Annotated in this window: 17 protein-coding genes; all 17 read right to left on the reverse strand. The window is 72.6% G+C overall.

Annotation, left to right across the window (positions count from 1 at the left end):
* The 17 genes from AB0G50_RS15770 to AB0G50_RS15850 all read right to left on the reverse strand — a co-directional run bounded on the left by AB0G50_RS15770 (position 1) and on the right by AB0G50_RS15850 (position 17103).
* Complete coding sequence (locus AB0G50_RS15770; protein WP_360108026.1) at positions 1 to 780, reverse strand: SDR family oxidoreductase; 780 nt, start codon at positions 778 to 780, stop codon at positions 1 to 3.
* 26 nt (positions 781 to 806) lie between these two features.
* A complete protein-coding gene (locus AB0G50_RS15775; RefSeq protein WP_360108029.1) occupies positions 807 to 1400 on the reverse strand; it encodes an acyl carrier protein in 594 nt (197 codons plus the stop codon).
* 146 nt (positions 1401 to 1546) lie between these two features.
* Complete coding sequence (locus tag AB0G50_RS15780; RefSeq protein WP_360108032.1) at positions 1547 to 2458, reverse strand: AraC family transcriptional regulator; 912 nt, start codon at positions 2456 to 2458, stop codon at positions 1547 to 1549.
* A 22-nt stretch (positions 2459 to 2480) separates the two neighbouring features.
* Positions 2481 to 3623, reverse strand: coding sequence for an LLM class flavin-dependent oxidoreductase (locus AB0G50_RS15785; RefSeq protein WP_360108035.1), 1143 nt, complete (start codon positions 3621 to 3623; stop codon positions 2481 to 2483).
* Positions 3620 to 4225, reverse strand: a complete 606-nt coding sequence (locus AB0G50_RS15790; protein WP_360108037.1) for a PIG-L family deacetylase — start codon at positions 4223 to 4225, stop codon at positions 3620 to 3622. The genes AB0G50_RS15785 and AB0G50_RS15790 overlap by 4 nt, the downstream gene beginning before the upstream one ends.
* Positions 4218 to 5024, reverse strand: coding sequence for a WbqC family protein (locus AB0G50_RS15795; RefSeq protein WP_360108040.1), 807 nt, complete (start codon positions 5022 to 5024; stop codon positions 4218 to 4220). Before AB0G50_RS15795 ends, AB0G50_RS15790 begins: the two co-directional genes overlap by 8 nt.
* Positions 5024 to 6301 carry a hypothetical protein gene (locus AB0G50_RS15800; RefSeq protein ID WP_360108043.1) on the reverse strand — a complete coding sequence of 426 codons (1278 nt, stop codon included), beginning with the start codon at positions 6299 to 6301 and terminating at the stop codon, positions 5024 to 5026. The genes AB0G50_RS15795 and AB0G50_RS15800 overlap by 1 nt, the downstream gene beginning before the upstream one ends.
* Positions 6298 to 7278: an Ldh family oxidoreductase gene (locus AB0G50_RS15805; RefSeq protein WP_360108046.1), complete on the reverse strand. Its 981-nt coding sequence runs from the start codon at positions 7276 to 7278 to the stop codon at positions 6298 to 6300. Before AB0G50_RS15805 ends, AB0G50_RS15800 begins: the two co-directional genes overlap by 4 nt.
* A 1-nt stretch (position 7279) precedes the next feature.
* Positions 7280 to 8203, reverse strand: a complete 924-nt coding sequence (locus tag AB0G50_RS15810) for a phosphotransferase (RefSeq protein ID WP_360108049.1) — start codon at positions 8201 to 8203, stop codon at positions 7280 to 7282.
* Between the two features lies 1 nt (position 8204).
* On the reverse strand, positions 8205 to 9749 hold the full coding sequence (locus AB0G50_RS15815; RefSeq protein ID WP_360108052.1) for a Gfo/Idh/MocA family oxidoreductase: 1545 nt from the start codon (positions 9747 to 9749) through the stop codon (positions 8205 to 8207).
* A gap of 78 nt (positions 9750 to 9827) precedes the next feature.
* On the reverse strand, positions 9828 to 11240 hold the full coding sequence (locus tag AB0G50_RS15820; RefSeq protein ID WP_360108055.1) for a KR domain-containing protein: 1413 nt from the start codon (positions 11238 to 11240) through the stop codon (positions 9828 to 9830).
* 372 nt (positions 11241 to 11612) lie between these two features.
* Entirely contained in the window at positions 11613 to 12371 is a 759-nt protein-coding gene (locus AB0G50_RS15825) for an ABC transporter permease (protein ID WP_360108058.1), read from the reverse strand.
* Complete coding sequence (locus AB0G50_RS15830; RefSeq protein WP_360108061.1) at positions 12361 to 13194, reverse strand: ABC transporter ATP-binding protein; 834 nt, start codon at positions 13192 to 13194, stop codon at positions 12361 to 12363. Before AB0G50_RS15830 ends, AB0G50_RS15825 begins: the two co-directional genes overlap by 11 nt.
* Before the next feature lie 88 nt (positions 13195 to 13282).
* Positions 13283 to 14020, reverse strand: coding sequence for a hypothetical protein (locus tag AB0G50_RS15835; RefSeq protein ID WP_360108065.1), 738 nt, complete (start codon positions 14018 to 14020; stop codon positions 13283 to 13285).
* Positions 14017 to 14988 carry an LLM class flavin-dependent oxidoreductase gene (locus tag AB0G50_RS15840; protein ID WP_360108068.1) on the reverse strand — a complete coding sequence of 324 codons (972 nt, stop codon included), beginning with the start codon at positions 14986 to 14988 and terminating at the stop codon, positions 14017 to 14019. The genes AB0G50_RS15835 and AB0G50_RS15840 overlap by 4 nt, the downstream gene beginning before the upstream one ends.
* 391 nt (positions 14989 to 15379) lie before the next feature.
* Complete coding sequence (locus AB0G50_RS15845) at positions 15380 to 16333, reverse strand: streptomycin biosynthesis protein (RefSeq protein ID WP_360108071.1); 954 nt, start codon at positions 16331 to 16333, stop codon at positions 15380 to 15382.
* Between the two features lie 374 nt (positions 16334 to 16707).
* Positions 16708 to 17103 (reverse strand): hypothetical protein, encoded by a 396-nt coding sequence (locus tag AB0G50_RS15850; RefSeq protein ID WP_360108074.1) that lies wholly within the window; start codon positions 17101 to 17103, stop codon positions 16708 to 16710.
* Between the last annotated feature and the right edge of the window lie 80 nt (positions 17104 to 17183).

Raw genomic sequence — 17183 nt, forward strand, 5'->3', positions numbered from 1 at the left:
TCACACCCCCTCGGACTTCTTCACGGCACTCGCGTCGCGCCGCCGCGTGGTGAGGCCCGGCCGCCGCATCGACGTGGTGAACCCGCCGTCGACGCTGATCACCTGACCGCTGACGTAGTCCGACTCGTCGCCGCACAACCACAGCGCGGTCCGCGCGAGCTCCTCCACGCCGGTGACGCCCAGTGGCGCCTCGTCCTCGAAGACCTTCCACAGGTCGTCGGCCCACGTGAACGACCGCAGCGAGAACGTCGGGATCACGTTGGGGCGGATGGTGTTCGCCCGCACGTCCGGCGCCCACTCCAGCGCGAGCGACCGGATCAGCGCCTCGCCGGCGGCCTTGCTCGCCCCGATGGCGCTGTAGCCGGGCATGCCGCGCTCGGCGCCGATGCTCGACACGTAGAGGAACTTCCCCCCGGGCCGGAACAACGGCCGGAAGTGCCGCGCCAGCGCGATGATCGCGTAGGTGTTGACCCGCAGCGCCTCCTCGAACTGCGGCCACGTCGTCTCGTCCACCGCGCGCTCGTAGCCGCGCGCGGCGTTGTGCACGACGATGTCGATCGCGCCGTACTTGCGCGCCACGACGGCCGCCAGGTCGCGGACCTTGGACTCGTCGCCGATGTCGGCCTCGACGTAGATGGCCTCGCCGCCGGCCGCCGCGATGTCCCTGGCGACGATCCGGCCGTCGGCCGCGCTGCCGCGCGAGTTCAGCACCACCTTCGCGCCACCGGCCGCCAACCCGACCGCGATCTGCCGCCCGTACCCGCGGCTGCTGCCGGTCACGAGCGCGACCTTGCCCGCGAACCGGCTCATCGCGCGGGCGCCGGGGTGAGCCGCTCGCGGTTCAGGCGATCGGTGAGGTGACCCGCGAGACTGCGGATCGTGCGGTGGTCGACGATCGAGAAGTCCTCCTCGAACAGCAACTGGTAGCGCTCGCGCAGCTTGCCCAGCGCCTCGACCTGCTTGACGGAGTCGATCGCGAGGTCGGCCTCGAGGTCGGCGTCCTCGTCCAGGACCTCCGCCGGGTACCCGGTGGCGTCCTCCAGGAGCTTCGCGAACTCGGCGCGGACCTCCTCGTACTCCCACGGCGTGTCGCGCTTCTCGACCGCGGGTTCGTCGCCGGCCGCCGGGTCGAAGAAGTCGAGCTCGGCCGGGGATTCGGTCTCCCGCACCGGATCCGCCCTCAGGGGAGGTGGAGCCGGTGCGGGTGCGACGGGCGCGACCGCGACGGGCGCGGCGACCTCGGGGCCCGCGCCGTTGCCCGCCGGACCGGCGCCGCGCGAGATCGTCCAGATCGACGTCAGCGCCGACGCCCACGCCGCGGGCCGCTCGGTCAACGAGTGCACGAAACCCGGCCCGAGCGCGGTCAGCAGCTCGTCGCCGAACAGGACCCGCGCCGCCAATTCGACCGCGGGATCGAGCGTTGGAGTACTTCCCGGCATTGGATTCTCCCCCTCATCCCGACCCGGTGCGTCCACAGTGGAGTGACGAATCCGGTGCGTCGGGGACTGGCCGACCAGGACGATTCTTCCCAGCACGTCGGGAACTGTCATTGGCCTGAGGCGACCGCTTGGTTGCCGACCCACGTCCCGGTCGAGCGCAGCTCGGCGCGGAACCGGCCGGGCGGCCTGCCGTACTCGGCGCGGAACGCCCTGCTGAAGTCCGACGCCTGCGGAAAACCGTTGCGCAGCCCGATCTCCCGAATCGACAGACCTCGCAGCGCCTCGTCGGCCAGCTCCCGCCGGCAGATCTCGAGCCGGCGCGAGCGAATCCAGCCCGACGGCGTGGCACCGTCGATCTTGAACAGCCGTTGCAGGTACCGCACGGAGACGTGGTGCGCGGCGGCCACCCGGCTCGGGGTCAGCGTGTGGTCGCCGAGGTGCCGGTCCACGTACCCGCGGATCCGCGTCAGCAGTTCGTGCTGGTGCGTGACGACACCGTCACCGGGTCCGGAGAAGTGCCGCTCCAGCACACCGGTCGCGAGGTGCAGCGCGGCGTCCCCGATCCGCGCGGCCTCCGACGCGTGCAGCGCCGGTGCCGCGACCGTCGCACCCGCCAGCAGGTCGCACAGCAACGCCCCCGGACCGGTCAGGTCGCAGACCTCGTGCCGCGCGACCGGAGCGGGCGGCGGCAGCAGCGGCGCGGCCGAGTTCGGGAACACCATCACCACCGCCTCCGCGCCGGGCCCGCACGGGCGGATCTCCAACGAGCGCCGCACGTCGGACAGCGCGATCCCCTCGTCGTCCACCACGACCTCGCGGCCGTCGCGCTCCACGACGAGGACGCCCGAAGCGCTCAGCACCAACGCGTGGTGCCCCGGTCGCGCGGGCACCACGTGCGGCTGGGACGCCGGCACCACCTGGTGCACGGTGACGCTGCCCAGCTCGGTCGTGCGCGCGAGCGGTCCACCGCGGCCGACACGCGCCCGCGCGACACAAATCCCCCACCTCGTTGCAGACATCTCTCCCCCGTAGAACCGACAGTCAGTGGCCCACCTCGGCGGCCAGACCGCGCCGGCGCAGCTCCGGCAGCACGCCTTCGCCGACCCAGTACGTCTCCTCCAGGTGCGGGAAGCCGGACAGGATGAACTCGTCGATGCCCAACTCCGCGTACTCGGCGATCCGGTCGGCCACCTCGCGGTGACTGCCGACCAGCGCCGTGCCCGCTCCCCCGCGCAGCAACCCCACCCCGGCCCACACGTTGGGGTGGACCTCCAGCTCGCGCCGGTCGCCGCTGCCGCGGAACCCCTCGTGCAGCGACCGCATCCGCGCCTGCCCCGTCGACTCGCTGGCCGCGAGGATCCGCTGCACGCTCGCGACCTTCTCCGTCCCGAGCCCCGCGATCAGCCGCTCCGCCTCGGCCCAGGCCGCCTCGGACGTGTCGCGGGTGACGACGTGGAACCGGATCCCGAACCGCAGCCGGCGACCGCGCTCCTCGGCGAGCCCCCGGATCCAGTCGAGCTTCGCCGCCACCTGGGCGGGTGGCTCCCCCCAGGTGAGGTAGGTGTCCACGTGCTCGGCCGCCACCGCGCCCGCCGCGCCGGACGACCCGCCGAAGTACAGCTCCGGCACCGGGGACGGCGGTCGCGACACGGTAGCCCCTCGCACGTCGTAATAGCTGCCCGTGTAGTCGAACGGCTCGCCGCTCCAGGCGCCGCGCAGGATCGCCAGGAACTCGCCCGCCCTGGCGTAGCGCTCGTCCTTCGACAGGTGGTCGCCGAAGCGGGCCTGCTCGTCGGACTCGCCGCCGGTCACCACGTTGAGCACCAGCCGGCCGCGGGACAGGCGCTGGTAGGTGGCCGCCATCTGGGCCGCGAGCGTCGGCGAGAGGAAACCGGGCCGGAACGCCACCAGGAACTTGAGGCGCTCGGTCTCCCTGGTGAGCGCGGCGGTGACCAACCACGCGTCCTCGCACCACGTCCCGGTGGGCGTGAGGATCGCCTCGAACCCCATCTGCTCGGCGGAACGGGCGATCTGCGCGAGGTACTCGATGTCCGGTTCGCGGTAGCGGTCCGCACCCGCCACGACCATGCCGTCCGCGTCCCGCCCGTGGGTCCGGTGGGTGCCGGAGAGCAGGGACCTCCCGTCGCTGGCGGTCGGCAGGAACCAGTGGAACCTCAGCGTCATCGTGCTCTCCCCTCGATCGCGCGCGAGATCGTGAACATCTCGGCGAAGGCGTCGTGCGCGGCCAGGCGTTCGACCACGCGGTGGTGGACGTGCTCGCGGTGCGCGACCCGGGCCGGGCTCTCGTCGGCGTCGCGGCCCAGCGCGGCGAGCGCCCTCCGCCGCGCGCCCATCAGCTCGTCGTCACCGAGGAAGAACAGGTTCGGCCGGAACCCGTCCGCGGTACCGCAGCGGAAGGACCTGAGGTCCCGGGCCTCCCGCAGCGCCACCACCTCCGTCTCGTCGCCCGCGATCCGGCGGTCCTGGTCGTGGTGACCGGGGAACACGCCGTACACCACGTCCGGCCGCAACGCCGGCACCACCCGGAACAACTCCGCGTTGATCAGACCCCGGCACCGGGCGAACCCCCGCGGGACGCCGGAGAACGTGTAGTCCTTCAGCCCCAGGTGGACGAGCACGGCCCGCCAGTCGGCGTCCGGCTCGCCGGCCAGGCAGTGCACGTGCACGGCCGCGCCCCGGTCGGCGTACCACCGCAGCCGCATGCCCATGCCCAGCTCGGCGTCACCGGCCCGCGCCGCGACGGCGAGCACCGTCAGGTCAGTCATCGCGCACGCCCGACCGGTCCAGCGCGGCGCGCGCGCCCGGACCGAGGTTGAAGATCAGGTCCACGATCGACAGCTCGCGCTGGAACCCCGCCGCCGCGGGCAGCGTCGCCTGCGGGTACACCGGGTGCCGGTAGTGGAACGCGCCGACCTCGATGCCCCGCGCCTCCAGCTTCTCCCGCTCCGACAACGGGTTCCCGCCGTGTCGCCGGTTGATGTAGTGGTCCGGCCGGATCGGGTGCGCGCAGACCAGGTAGACGGCCCGCGACGGTTCGCCGAGCCCGGCCACCCTCGACACGAGCTCGGCGAGCAGGTCGCCCTTGCTCGCCGTGCCGTCGAAGCAGTCGCTCGCCCGCACGACCGGCGTCCGCACCCCCAGCGCCCGGCGCGCGAACGCCACGATCTCCTCGCACAGGTCGCGCAACGACGTCCACGGCCGCCGGTACACCCCGGCCAGCTCCTCGCGGTACATCCCGAAGTACGGCGCGTCCGCGTACGTCCGCGCGATGATCCGCCAGTGCGCCTCCACCCGGCCGGGATCCACGATCCGCTTGCGGTGGAGGGGTTCCCGGCCGTTGTTGACCGGCACGGTGAGCCACCGCCGCCGGCCCTCGTAGAAGAACTCCTGGCGGTGCTGCCAGTCGCGGTCCGCGAACTGCGCGGTGTCGAGCGAGACGAACACGTCGCTCGCGAGCATCTTGCGGAAGTAGTAGATGTTCGGGTGGTACGCGGGCTGGTGCACGGCCACCCGGACGGGTTCGCCGCGCAGCCGGTCCACCACCGCCTTCGCCTCGTCCAGCATCAACCCGCCTCCCTCAGCACGAGGCACGACGCCAGCACCCGGCCGTCGAGCCCGTTCCACCGGAATCGCGTCCCGTCCTTCTGCGGCCACACCAGGTAGTGCAGGCTGCCCACCACCTCGGCCCCGCCGTCGTGCCGGTACGCGAGCTTCGAGGACTGCCCGCCGTCGAGGTGGAACGCCCAGCGCAGGTCGTGGCCCTCCTCCGCGAGCACGTCGACCACCTCACCGGGCGTCAGGCCCTGGAAGCGCGCCGTCAGCGGCGCGCCGTCGAAGATCCGCAGGTGCACCGCGCCGTCGCCGGTGCCGTAGACGAGCGACCTCGGGTACCGGACGCCGCGGAACGGCGACACGCCGAGCGAGTCGTCATAGGCGTTCGCGATCCGTTGCGGCACCACGGCGTCCGCGACCGACGGCCCGAGTGAGGTCGCCGAGGTGAGCGCGCGGAGGTCCGTGCCGTCGACGGTCAGCGGCACGACGCGGTCGCCGACCCGCCAGTACCGCGCGTCCTGCTCGTGCGCCCGCAGGACGTAGCCGCCGGCGAACAGGTCGGCGCCTCCGCCGGGCACCAGCGCGGTGATCAGCGCGGAACCGTCCGGCCGGACCTCCACCACCGCGTCGACCGCGGCCGCGGCGCCCGGCGTCGTGTTCGTCGCGGGTTCGACGATCCGCCGGAACGCCGTGACGTCGGAGTCCAGGTACTTCACCCGGCAGTTCGCGGCGTTGAACACGAGCACCCGCCCGCCCGGCTCCTTCGCGCCCGCCCACGGCAGCACGTCCGAGCCCACCCGGATCACGCCCTCGGCCCTGACCCCCCGCGCGGACGACGTGGAGCCCCGGACCAGCAGGGCCGGTTTGGTCGCCGACGGCAGCCCCGCGACCACGCCGCGCCGCACGCACAGGTCGAAGTGCGGCTCGGCGGGCTGGTAGTCGGGGTCGTCCGAGATGAAGGTGAAGGAGCCGTTGATCGCACCCACGACCGCCGGGTCGACCAGCGCGTCGCGCAGGGGGAAACCCGTGCTGTCGCTCACGGTGTCCAGCACGTACCCGGCGTCCGGCGCCGCGCGCAGGGTGTAGGAGTTCGTGAAGTGCCCGCCGCCCAGCTCGATCGTGCGGGCCTCCAGGGTCACGCCCCGGCGCAGCACCGCGCGCCGGGTGGGTATCCGGCGGGCGAACGGGCTCTGGTCCACCGCCAACCCCTGGACGTCCGGCACGGTGAATCCGCGGCGCGCCAGGACTTTCCGCGCCGTCGCGTCGTCCACCCCGTCGGCGCGCCTCACGACCGCCTCGCACTGGAGCGCAACCGCTCGAGGACACCGGCGCCCAGCCGGATCCGGCCCTCCGCGAGCGCCGCGGCCCGCACCGCGTCGCTCTCCCGGCCGAACAACCGCAGGGTGCCCCCGTCCCGCATCGGCACGGAGGTCAGCGCCCGCACGAGCGCGGAGTTCTCGTCCACGAACGTCCTCCGCCCACCGCCGAACGACGGGTCCACCGCGAGGAACGCGTAACCGGTGTCGAGCAGGGACTCGACGCGCTCGCCCATCGGGAACCCGAACACCGAACCGGTCAGCAGCTGGACCAGCAGCGACAGCGCGAAACCCTTGTGCCCGCCGAAGATCACCGCGGCGGTGGCCTCGTCCGGATTCGTGGTGAAGCCGCCGCCCGCGTCGACGAACTGCCCGTCCTCCAGTCCGCCGTTGCCGCGCCTGGCCTCCCACAGCCGGCCCATCGGCGCCACCGTGGTCGACAGGTCCGCGACGACGGGTCCGCCCTCGGCGGGGAACGCGAAGCTCAGCGGGTTGACCCCGAGGAACGCCCGCGTCGCGCCGACGACCGTGCTGTCGGCGGTCGAGGTGTTCATCACGACGCCCAGCTGCCCCTGCTCGGCGATGCGGCGCGTCCAGTACCCCAGCGCGCCGTGGCGCTGGGTGTTGTTCATCCCCACCAGGCCGATCCCGAACCGCCGCGCCTTCTCCACGACGACGTCGACCGCGAACCCGACGCTCAACGGCCCCACCTCGCGGGCGCCGTCGACCACCGCGACCGCGCCGAAGTCCTCCACCACGAACGGCTTGCCCGCCCTCGTGCCGAAGAACTGGCTCTCGAAGCAGAACTTGGCCACACCGTGCGAGGTCCTGCCCCGCAGCTCGCCGTCGAGGTAGTGGTCGACCACCAGGCCCGACTCCACTTCGGACAGTCCGGCGCCGGCGCACACCGCCGTCATGAGCCGCCTGACCTCTTCGATCGGGACGCGCACCTCAACCCCCCTCCGGGTTCGACCGGTCCAACGCCGCGAGGAACCGCTCGCGCCAGGCGGCCCGTTGCGCGGCGTCCAGTTCGAGCCGGTACGGCACCAGCTCGTTCACCAGGCGGTACAGGCAGAACCCGATGACCAGCCTGGTCCGGACCGACACGGCGAGCTCCGGCGGCGAGTTGCGCGACCGGTAGCCGGCGAGGAACCCCGCGGCCAGCGGGCGGATCCGCTCCGGCGCCCCGAGGTGGTGCAGCACCAGGTGCGCCAGCACGAACGTGACGTCGTACCACTGGCTGCCGCGGTGGACGGTCTCCAGGTCGCAGATCGCCACCCGGTCCGCGCTGACGCTGATGTTCTTCGGCGCCACGTCGCCGAGCACGAGATCGTTGTCCGGCAGGGACTTCAGGTGCGCGCTGCACGCCACCAGCGCCGGGTGCCCGGACCTCTCCAGGCAGTACCACAGCTGGTGGTCGCGGAACGCGAGGTCGCCGCCCGGGCGGATCGGCGCGGTGATCGACCGGGTGGCCGCGTGCACGTCGCCCAGCACCTCGCCGAGCCGCCGCGCCTGCGCCGGTGTGGCCGGGCCGAGCCGCAACGCGTCCTCGAACGACCCGCCCGCCGGGAAGATCTCGCTCAGCACCAGCGCGTGCCGCGCCTCGTCGAACTCCAGCACCTCGGGGAACACGTCCGGCACGGCCGCGCCGAACACGGCCAGCGCGGCGCGTTCCACCCCGATCAGGGCGGGATCGGTCGGCACGTCCGGGATCCGGGCGAACCACGACCCGCGCACCTTGAGGATCACCGCGCCGCGCGGCCCCCGCACCCGGTACACGTGGCTCACGTTGCCGCCCACCAGCTCCTCGACGTCCTCGACCCCGCCGACGTGCGGCGCGCACAGGTCGAGCAGCGCGGGCGTCACGGCGGTCATCTCAGCCCTCCACGCGTTCGGGCAGGAGGTGGGTCACCCCGCCGCGCACCGGCTGGACCTCGCGCTCGCGGTGGAAACCCAGGCGCACCAGCGGATCCGCGCCACGACGTCGTCGCGCGGCCGACAGGTACGCACCCGCCATGAGCACGCAGCCGCGGCGGTGCTCGGCCAGGTCGGAGGTCACCGGCACGCCGTCGCCGCGCAGGTGCGAGAGGAACTCCTCCACGGAGTGCCGGCGCGCGTTCTCCTGGTGGCCGCGCAGGGGCGGCCCTCCGCCGTCCATGTCCTCGAGCCGCAGGTGCGCGTGGCTCTCCCAGTCCGGGAACAGCGCCCGGTTGCGGAAGACGTGCACGTCCACGTGCCGATCACCGCCCACCCCCGCCGGGTCGGCGCCGGCCGCGCCGTCACGGGCCTGGTAGCTCTGGAAGTAGATCGCCTGGAACGGGCCCTGCTCCACGACGTGGCTTTCGTGGCGCACCCGGCCGTTGCCCTTGTACAGGTCGAGCCGGTTGGGCAGCACGCTGCCGCGCTGCGAGAACCCGTTGTGCACCAGGTTGACCGAGCCCAGCGTCATCGTGCGCCCGGCGCTGCGGAAGGCGAGCGAGACGAACACGTCCACCTCGCCGTGGTGACGCACCCGGCGCCACAGGTCCGAGGCGCTGTAGCGGTTGTGCCGGTCGAAGTCGGGGAAGATCCGGCGGTAGTCCTCGAAGTCCAGCTGCCGCAGCAGGTCCCTCGGCCGCACGACGTTGGAGAACACCTCGACCTCGTCGAGCTCCTTGCCCGGTGTCTCGGCGGCCTCCAGCAACCAGGGCACGATGTCGAGGAAGTGGTAGCCGGAGTGCGACGCCTTGCCGTAGCCCTGGTCGTACGAGTGGTACCCGATGTCCACCAGCTCGGTCGGCATCCGCCACTGCCCGTCGCTGTGGAACGACTGGATGGAGGTGACCGGGCAGTTCGTCGCCTCGGCCACCTCGCGGACCAGCGAGCGCATGGTGCGGAAGGCGGGGTGGTAGCGGCGCTGCGACATCATGCTCACGACCACGCCGGGGTCGCGGCGCCTCGCCTCCGCGTAGCGGCTCGCCAGTTCGTCGTAGTCCTCGAGGAGCAGCCCGGCCTGGTCCTCGTCCAGCGACGCGTTGACCCGCGCGGACACCGGCTTGTCCATCAGCACGCTCAGGCCGCGATCCAGCGCCCACTTCGCGTACGCCAGGTGGAAGGTCGGTTCGGTCGCGACCAGCACGCCACGGATGCCGTGCCGCGCGACGAAGCCGTCGAGCAGCCGCCCGGTGGAGGGCGGCAGCGCCACCCGGCCGGTGTCGGACTTCTTCAGGTACACCATCGAGAACGCGGACGAGCCGGTCGACCGCGCGTACTCGTCGTTGACCTCCCGCGTCTCCACGAGGTCGACGCCGATGATCGTGCCGAGCCGCCCCGCGCGTTGCGCGTCGAGCAGCACCGGCAGGTGGTTGCGTCTCGCGTGCGGTCCCACGCCGATCACCAAGACGCTCGGCGATCGCCACGCGGAACCGTTCCCCCCAGTCATTCCAGCTGTCCCCCTGTCCGATGTGGACACGACCGGTCCGCGGTGCGGCCTCGCGCCGCACCGCGGGTGTCCGGCCGGTCAACGGCCTGCGCGCTCCATCAGCGTTCGCGGTGCCCGAGGTGACCGCAGCGCCGCCGTGATCACGGACGCCGCGGCGGAGTGCACGGAGCGGACCCGCGCCCGCGGGAATTCGGCGGCGAGCCGATCCGCCAGCGGTACGAGGAACCCGCTGCCCGCGGATTCCGCGCTGCCACCGGACGACCCGAGCAGCGCCACGAGCCGCACCTGGTCGTCCAGCAACGGGGCCAGGTGGTAGAAGCCGTTGATCCGCGTGGCGATCGTGCGGTCCCACGCCCGCGCGTCCGACTCGTCGCCGTGCGCGGCGGCGTGCACGAGCCCGTGGATCCGCAGACCGCGCGACCTGAGCTCCTGCCCCAGCCTGCGGACGGCGTGCGACTCCGTGACGTCCTGCCGGACGTACTCGACCTGTGCTCCCGCGTCGCGCATCCGGCCGATCGTGCGCATCACGTCGAGGCTGCGGGCCAACCGCGCCCAGTACGCCTCGAACTCCTCCTCCGAGAACTCCGGGGAGTTCGCCTCGAGCGACGCGCGCTGGCGGACGCGGTGCTCCTCGAACTCCTCCGCGCTCATCGACAGCACGTAGTCGCGGTCACCGACGCCGAGCGTCGCGTAGATGTTGACCAGCGGCGTCCGCCCGAGCAGCACGTACCGGCACGGCACCTCTTCCGCCATGGTGACGAGCACCTCGGCCGCACCGCCCCGCGCGCCGCCGGCGGCGACCACCGTCGATCCCGGTTCGAGCGGAAGACCCGTCTCCGCACCGAGCCGGGCGGGCGCGAACGCGGGTGTCACCCGGTTCGCGCCGTCGAAGCCGAGTTCGCGGTGCTCCGGCGCCCCGCCGGTGAACGCGAGCAGCTCGCGGGCCACCTCGGCCGGCCCGAGCGAGGGCGCGACGTCGAGCACCCGGCTCGACGCGTGCCCGCGCAGCAGGCCCGCCATCGCGCCGGCGACGGGGTCCAGCGGCACCGCGCCCGTCTCGCCGAACCGGCCGTCCAGCGCGGTGACGGCGGCGGTCGGGCAGTCCTGCCTGGCGGCGAGGACCTCGCGCAACGCGCCCAGGGCCGCCCGGACGTGGACGGCGTCGACCGGACCGGTGTTCGTCGTCCGCGGCGTGGTGCGACCGGTGAGCAGGAACAACCACTCCGGCTGCGGTTCGTCGCGCAGGCGCTCGGCGATCTCGGCCGCGGTCATCACCCGCCCCGCCCGCTCGTCCACCCGCAGCCGCGCGGTTTCCCGCACCGTCACGCACTCCGTGCGCGCCCCCGCGGCCCGCAGCGCGTGGTCGACGGCGATCGCCAGGTCGCCCCCGTCGCCCAGCACCAGCACCGTCCGGCCGCGCCAGTCCGCCGCGACCGCGGGCGATCGCGCCTCGACGAGTACCCGCCCGAGCACCGCCGGTTCGCCCGACAAGCCCGGTTCCGCTTGCGGCGGCCGCGAATGCGACGACGACGGTGGCGCCGGCTGCCGTGGCGAAGGAGGCGGCGGTGGCGCTGGCTGCGGCGGCGCCGGTGCTGGTTGCAGCGACGGTGGCGGTGGCGGCGTTGGCGGCGAATTCGTTGGCGCGGCGGGAATCCCGGTCTTCGCGCCGGGACGACCGGACACGTGCCAGAGCACCCGCACCGCCTGCCGCCACTGGTGCGGCCGCCGCTCGATCCACTGGAGCAGCTCGGGATCGGCGCTCTCGGCGAGGTCCGCCCCGAACAGCACCTCCAGAGCCAGGCGCGTGCGCCCCTTCTCGATGATCATGCGTCGTCCCCCCGAATCGACCAGTCGGCAACGGTCCTACTTCTGGTGCCACGGCAGCTTGTGCCCGACCCCCCACAGCGTCACGACGGTGACCAGCGCGAGGACGGCCACGTCGAGCCACACCTGCCCGGTGACCGGGCCGATCACGACCTGCCGGATCGCCGACGCCGCGTAGCTCGTCGGGCTGACGTGGCTCACGCCGATCATCCAGTCCGGCAACCGGTCCGGCGGCAGGACCACCGGGCCCATGAAGAGCAGCAGCAGCGTGATCAACATGCTGACCGTCCCGGCCTCGGCCGGCGAGCGGACCGTGATGCCGATCAGCGCGCCGATCCCGGCCATCGGCAGCACGCACAGCGGAACGACCAGCAGCGCGAGCGGGCTGATGCTCAGCGGCACGCCGAGGATCATCGTTCCCACCAGGGCCGTGACGACCAGCGACGGGATCGAGAGCACGAAGAACGCGAGCACCGTGGCCAGGACGACCAGCGATCGGTACACGGGCAGCGTCGCGAAGAAGTCCAGCGTGCCCATGGCCTTCATGTAGCCGAAGTTGGCCGCGACGTTGTTCTGGTTCTGGAACATCAGCGACAGCACGATGCTGCCGCACAGCACGTACGTCAGGCTCTGCTGGTCCCGGCCGGCGAACGCGCCGAGCGCCGCGGTGGCGAGCACCGGCGCCAGCATGCCGGTCACCACCTGGCCGCGCCACGACCAGCGGAAGTTGGAGAGCTGGATCAGGAACAGGTCGGTGAACTGGATGTGCGGTCTCGGCCGCTGAAGACTAGGAGGCATAGTGGAGGTACAGGTCCTCGAGGGTCGTCGACGTCATCCGGATGTCGGTGATCTTGCGCAGGTCGAGCTTGCCCAGGAGTTCGCCCGCCTCGTCCCGGTCGAGCATCAGCAGCCAGGTGCCCGCTGATCGCTCTTGCGGCACGACGCCGTACGGCAACTCCGGCGGGTCGTCGGGCGGGAACGCCAGGTGCACCTTGAGCTTCTGCGCGATCTCCGCCTTGAGCCGGGCGGGCGTCCCGAGCGCGGTGAACCGCCCGCGCTGCACGATGCCCACCCGCTGGATGGCCTTCTCGGCCTCCACCGCGTCGTGCGTCACGAGCACGATCGTCGTCCCACGTCCCTGGTTGAAGCCCCGCAGGACCTCCCAGACGTGCTTCTTGTTGACGGGGTCGAGGTCGTTGGTCGGCTCGTCCAGGATCAGCACCGGCGCCCTGCCCGCCGTCGCCACCGCCAGCTGGAGCAGCCGGCTCTGGCCGCCGGACAGGTTCGTGGAGACCTTGTCCCTGATCTCGGCGATGCGCCAGAGTTCGAGCAGCTCGTCCCGTTCGCGGCGGGCGTCGCCCCGGGACATGCCCCGCAGGTGCGCCGAGAAGTACACGGCCTCGCCGACGGTCAGCCGGTTGAGCGCCGCGGTGCTCTGCGGCATGTAGCCGATCATCGTGGAGACGAAGCCCGTGTACTCGACCACGTCCCTGCCGAACAGCTCGATGCGACCCGAGGTCGGCCGCAGCAGCCCGACCAGCTGGCGCACCAGCGTCGTCTTGCCCGCGCCGTTGTCCCCGAGCAGCCCGAATATCTCGCCCTCGGCGATCTCGAAACTCATTCCGTCGACCGCGAGGACGTCCTGTCGCGGATATCGCTTGACCAGATTCTCGACCCTGTACGCGACCGTCACCGCACTATCCTCCGCGCTATAGCTCGTGGTAGACACTGTACCGCTGGTCCAGCGCGAGCCGATCCCGAACGGCATCCGGTCGAACATTGCGCGCCTGCTTCGCGTACCACTCGAACTTGAGTTCCGGATCGATCTTGTCGGACACCACCTGCCGCAACAGCAGATGGGGCGCGACGCCGTCCGGGTCGAACGACCGGAGTGGAATGCGCTTGAGCGCGATGGTCTCCTCGAGCTCTTCGGTGAAGTGGTAACCACCGGGAATCAGCCGCGATTCCCTGGTCCCGAAATCCATCATGAAACCGCTGCCGTCCAGGGTCGTCTCCAGCGCGAGGTGCGCGGTCGACGGCCCGTAACCCGGCACCCTGCGCTCGTGGTAGACCAGCACGTGGTCGATGCCGTGGGCACCGAGCAGGCAGGACGCGACGAACGTCCGGTCGGGACACGGGCCGAACACCATCGTGTCGCCGTCGGCGAGGATCTCGCCGACCGTGCGCCGCAGGTACGATTCCCTGATCCGCTCGGCGTCCCACACGGTCTTCCGGACCGAATCGTGCACGAAGTCGACCACGGCCAACGCCACGTCCAGTTGCGAGCCGCCGAACATCGGCAGGAGCACCCGACCACCCTGCTTCATCGACCAGTCCTCCCCGCCTGTGGAAATACCCGTCCAGGCTATCCCGAAAAACGCACCCACCATTGTCCGCACGCGCCGGAACCATTGGCAGCCCGCGTCCCGCGACGCGATTCCGATCAATCCGGGACAACGCCCGCGGGACCGGCCGCCCGTCCCGCGACCAGGCTCAGCACCGCCGCCACCGCGTCCGGACCGTTCGCGGTGCCGATCTCCAGCCGGCGCACTCCCCGCGCGCTCAACGCGTCGAGCCGCGCGATGACATCGCTCTCGGTGCCCGCGATGAGGAACCGGTCCGCGAGGTGGTCCCACACGCCGAGCCCCTTCGCCGCCTCGACGTAGCGCCGCCTGTCCTCCTCGGTCTGGGCGCCGTGCCGGGACAGGTCGTACAGCGCGCCCAGCTGCTCGACGGCGGACCGCAACCCGGCGGGCACGAGCTTCGACTCCAGGCCGAACCGGGTGAAGTGGTGCGCGAGCGACGCGAGCACCCAGCCGCCGGTCGCCTCGGCCCGGTCGCCGTCGGGGTCGACGGTGATCGTGCCGGTGTTCCACCAGACCTCGACGTCGTGACCGGTCACCGCCGTGACCGCCGCGACCACCTCCTCGCTGTGGCCCAGCCCGACGATCACGCCGTCGCCGACCTCGGCCGCGACCTCCAGCGATCGCATCCCGTGCGCCGCGACGAGAACCTTGACGGCGACACCCCGTCCGGCCAGGTCCTCCCGCACCGCCCGGACGTGCGCACGCAGGCCGCGCAGCGTCGCGGCACGCCCACCCAGGTTGTAGACACCGCTGTCGCCGGTGCCGATCCCGAGGAACACGCCGGCCGCCGCCTCGCCCGCCAGTCCGGCGAGCGCGCTCGCGGTCACGGCCGGGTGCCTGGTCACCGGGTTCGTGACGCTCACCCCGAGCGGCACCCGGGTCACGTGCTGGGACAGCGCGCCGAGCACCGTCCAGCACTCGGGCACCGCGAGCGGCGAGTCCCACACGCCGAGCCGGGCCGCACCGCGGTCCTCGACCAGGCGACCCCAGCGGATCGCCTCGCCGATCGAGCGCGGGTTGATGTTGACGGCGATCTCCAGGTCAGGCACCGGCCACCTCCCCGAGCTGCGCGGGCTCCGGGTGCGCGGCCGCGTCGATCCCGGTGGAGCGGGGCGGTCCGCCCGCCCGTGCGCGGGTGTCCGGCGGGACCGGACGTCGGGCGCGCGTGGCCTCGGCCGAAGTGCCCGCCGCCGCGGACGTCCCGGACGCGGGTGGCCCGGTGGTCCGGGCCGTCGTTCCTCTCACCCTCGTTCCTCCTCCCCCTGTCCACGGCGCCCGTGCTCGAGCGGCAGGCGCACCAACGTGTCCACAAAGGACACAAGCACACCGACCGGACTTCGCCCCGCCGAGTCGGTCGACTCCGCGCGGGTGCGCGCCGGGAAACGTGGCGTGGACGCGGGTTCAACTGCGGATGGTCGGTGGTTGAACTCCCGTCGACCGTCAGGACGCCTCGTCCCGGCGGTCGCGGTCCTCCACCTCGTCGCCGAACTGCGTCCAGAGCTCCGCGCACAACCGCGCGGCGCGGACGAGCTTCGCCCTGGCGTGCACCGGGATCCCGGCCGCGAGCCGGGACAGCTGGTCCGGTTCGACCCGGTGCGTGGCGAGCATGCGCAACACCGCCCGCCCCACCTCCGTCGACCTCAGCGCCGGATCCTTGTGCAGCACCTCGAACACCTCGGGGAACCCCGGCCCCGGCGCACCGCCCCGCCCCTCGGACCGGCGCGGGGTCACCTCGCGGACACCGCGCAGCTTGGGCGGTATCACGTCCTGCCCGCTGCGCAGCCGGTCCCGCACGTCCTTGGCGGTACCGAGCCCGATCCCCGCCTCCGCCGCGATCTCGCGCAGGGAGGCGTTCGGCCGTTCCCCGATCAGCTCCGCGGCCCGTTCCCTGCGCCGCGCCGGATCCGTCGGCCGCAGCCGCCCGTCCAGTCCCACCCGCGTGTCCACCGGTGTGCCCGCACGCACGCGCAACGACGCGACGGTCTTCGCCGACAACCCGCTCGCGGCGGCCACCTTCCGGTCGGACCAGTCCGGGTGCGACGCCACGATGCGCAGTGCCGCGATGAGCCGATCACGTGGCGACAGCGGCAGTCCGTGCGTGATGTTCAGCCGCACCGCCAGGACGAACGCCTCCTCCGCCGTGCCGTCGAAGAACCGCACCGCGATGCGTGGATCGCCCTTCAACCTCGCCGCCATCAGCCGGTGCGCGCCGTCGATCACCTCCATGCTCGACCGCAGCACCGTGATCGGCGGCAACTCCTCGTCGAGGGCCGCCAACGTCCGCACGTGCTCCAGGTCCTCGCCGCCGAGCCGAGGCGACACCCCGGTGCCGACCGACTCCACCGGCACCCGCACCACAGGCGATTCCGCGACGGCTGTTTCGTAGAATTCCACCCCGTCCCCCCAGACTGAGACAACCGTTCCCCGAACGGCGAGGCGCGGCGTCAACAGCCCATCAGACCGGACCCGGAGTCCCCCAACCCCGACCACGCACTCATTCGACCTTAGCCCCACTTCTGCCCGGTTGCCAGCACAAGACCGGCCCGGTGCGGGTCGACCCCGTTCGACCGGAAAGTCGAACCGCGGCGCAATTCCCGGCCGCGTGGACTGATCACCCGGGCACGACTCCGCACTTCTTCCGCATTCCCCGCGGGCCGGGTGAATGCGAATCGAAAACCGCCGGGGCGACCGACGAGTCGCCGCGAGGTCCACCGAGGCGCAGGCGGATCGCACCCGGCCGCCGGCCGCACCGCGAGCGGCGACGCCGGTCAGCGACGTCCCGGGACAGGAGGCGGATCGGGAGGGAGGGTCCCGGCCACCGGGGGTGCCGGACGCGGCGACGGGCTCGTCGGGCCGCGCGCCCAGCGCAGCGCCTCGGGGTGGTCGTGCTCGGCCAACGCCAGGTACCGCAGTGCGCGGGCCGCGTTGACGAACTGGTGGTCGCGGCGACCGGCCACCTGGAGGTAGAGCCGCCGTGCCTCACCGCCCTGGCCGCAGATCTCGCGGTGGTCGGCGAGCACCAGCGCCACGCTGCTCCGCTCCGGCTGGGCCGCGAGCACCCGCGACGCCGGCACGGCGACCTCGGGGTGCGCCGGTTGTGCGGCGAAGAGCTCCCAGGCCAGGTCCAGGCTCCGCTCCAGGGCGTCGTCGGCCGGGTCCCTCATCGCCTGCCCCGCTCGACCCGGTACGCCCGTACTCCAACACCGGCGCCACCTGGTCGAACCAGGACGTCGTGGACGGGGTG

It is taken from the genome of Actinosynnema sp. NPDC020468, assembly GCF_040642015.1.
Taxonomy (GTDB): domain Bacteria; phylum Actinomycetota; class Actinomycetes; order Mycobacteriales; family Pseudonocardiaceae; genus Actinosynnema.

What these genes read in the sequence shown, in the direction of transcription:
- AB0G50_RS15810 (WP_360108049.1), bottom strand. Translation starts at nt 8,203, where the DNA reads ATGACCGCCGTGACGCCCGCGCTGCTCGACCTGTGCGCGCCGCACGTC.
- AB0G50_RS15780 (WP_360108032.1), bottom strand. Translation starts at nt 2,458, where the DNA reads ATGTCTGCAACGAGGTGGGGGATTTGTGTCGCGCGGGCGCGTGTCGGC.
- AB0G50_RS15825 (WP_360108058.1), bottom strand. Translation starts at nt 12,371, where the DNA reads ATGCCTCCTAGTCTTCAGCGGCCGAGACCGCACATCCAGTTCACCGAC.
- AB0G50_RS15790 (WP_360108037.1), bottom strand. Translation starts at nt 4,225, where the DNA reads ATGACTGACCTGACGGTGCTCGCCGTCGCGGCGCGGGCCGGTGACGCC.
- AB0G50_RS15830 (WP_360108061.1), bottom strand. Translation starts at nt 13,194, where the DNA reads ATGAGTTTCGAGATCGCCGAGGGCGAGATATTCGGGCTGCTCGGGGAC.
- AB0G50_RS15785 (WP_360108035.1), bottom strand. Translation starts at nt 3,623, where the DNA reads ATGACGCTGAGGTTCCACTGGTTCCTGCCGACCGCCAGCGACGGGAGG.
- AB0G50_RS15850 (WP_360108074.1), bottom strand. Translation starts at nt 17,103, where the DNA reads ATGAGGGACCCGGCCGACGACGCCCTGGAGCGGAGCCTGGACCTGGCC.
- AB0G50_RS15815 (WP_360108052.1), bottom strand. Translation starts at nt 9,749, where the DNA reads ATGACTGGGGGGAACGGTTCCGCGTGGCGATCGCCGAGCGTCTTGGTG.
- AB0G50_RS15795 (WP_360108040.1), bottom strand. Translation starts at nt 5,024, where the DNA reads ATGCTGGACGAGGCGAAGGCGGTGGTGGACCGGCTGCGCGGCGAACCC.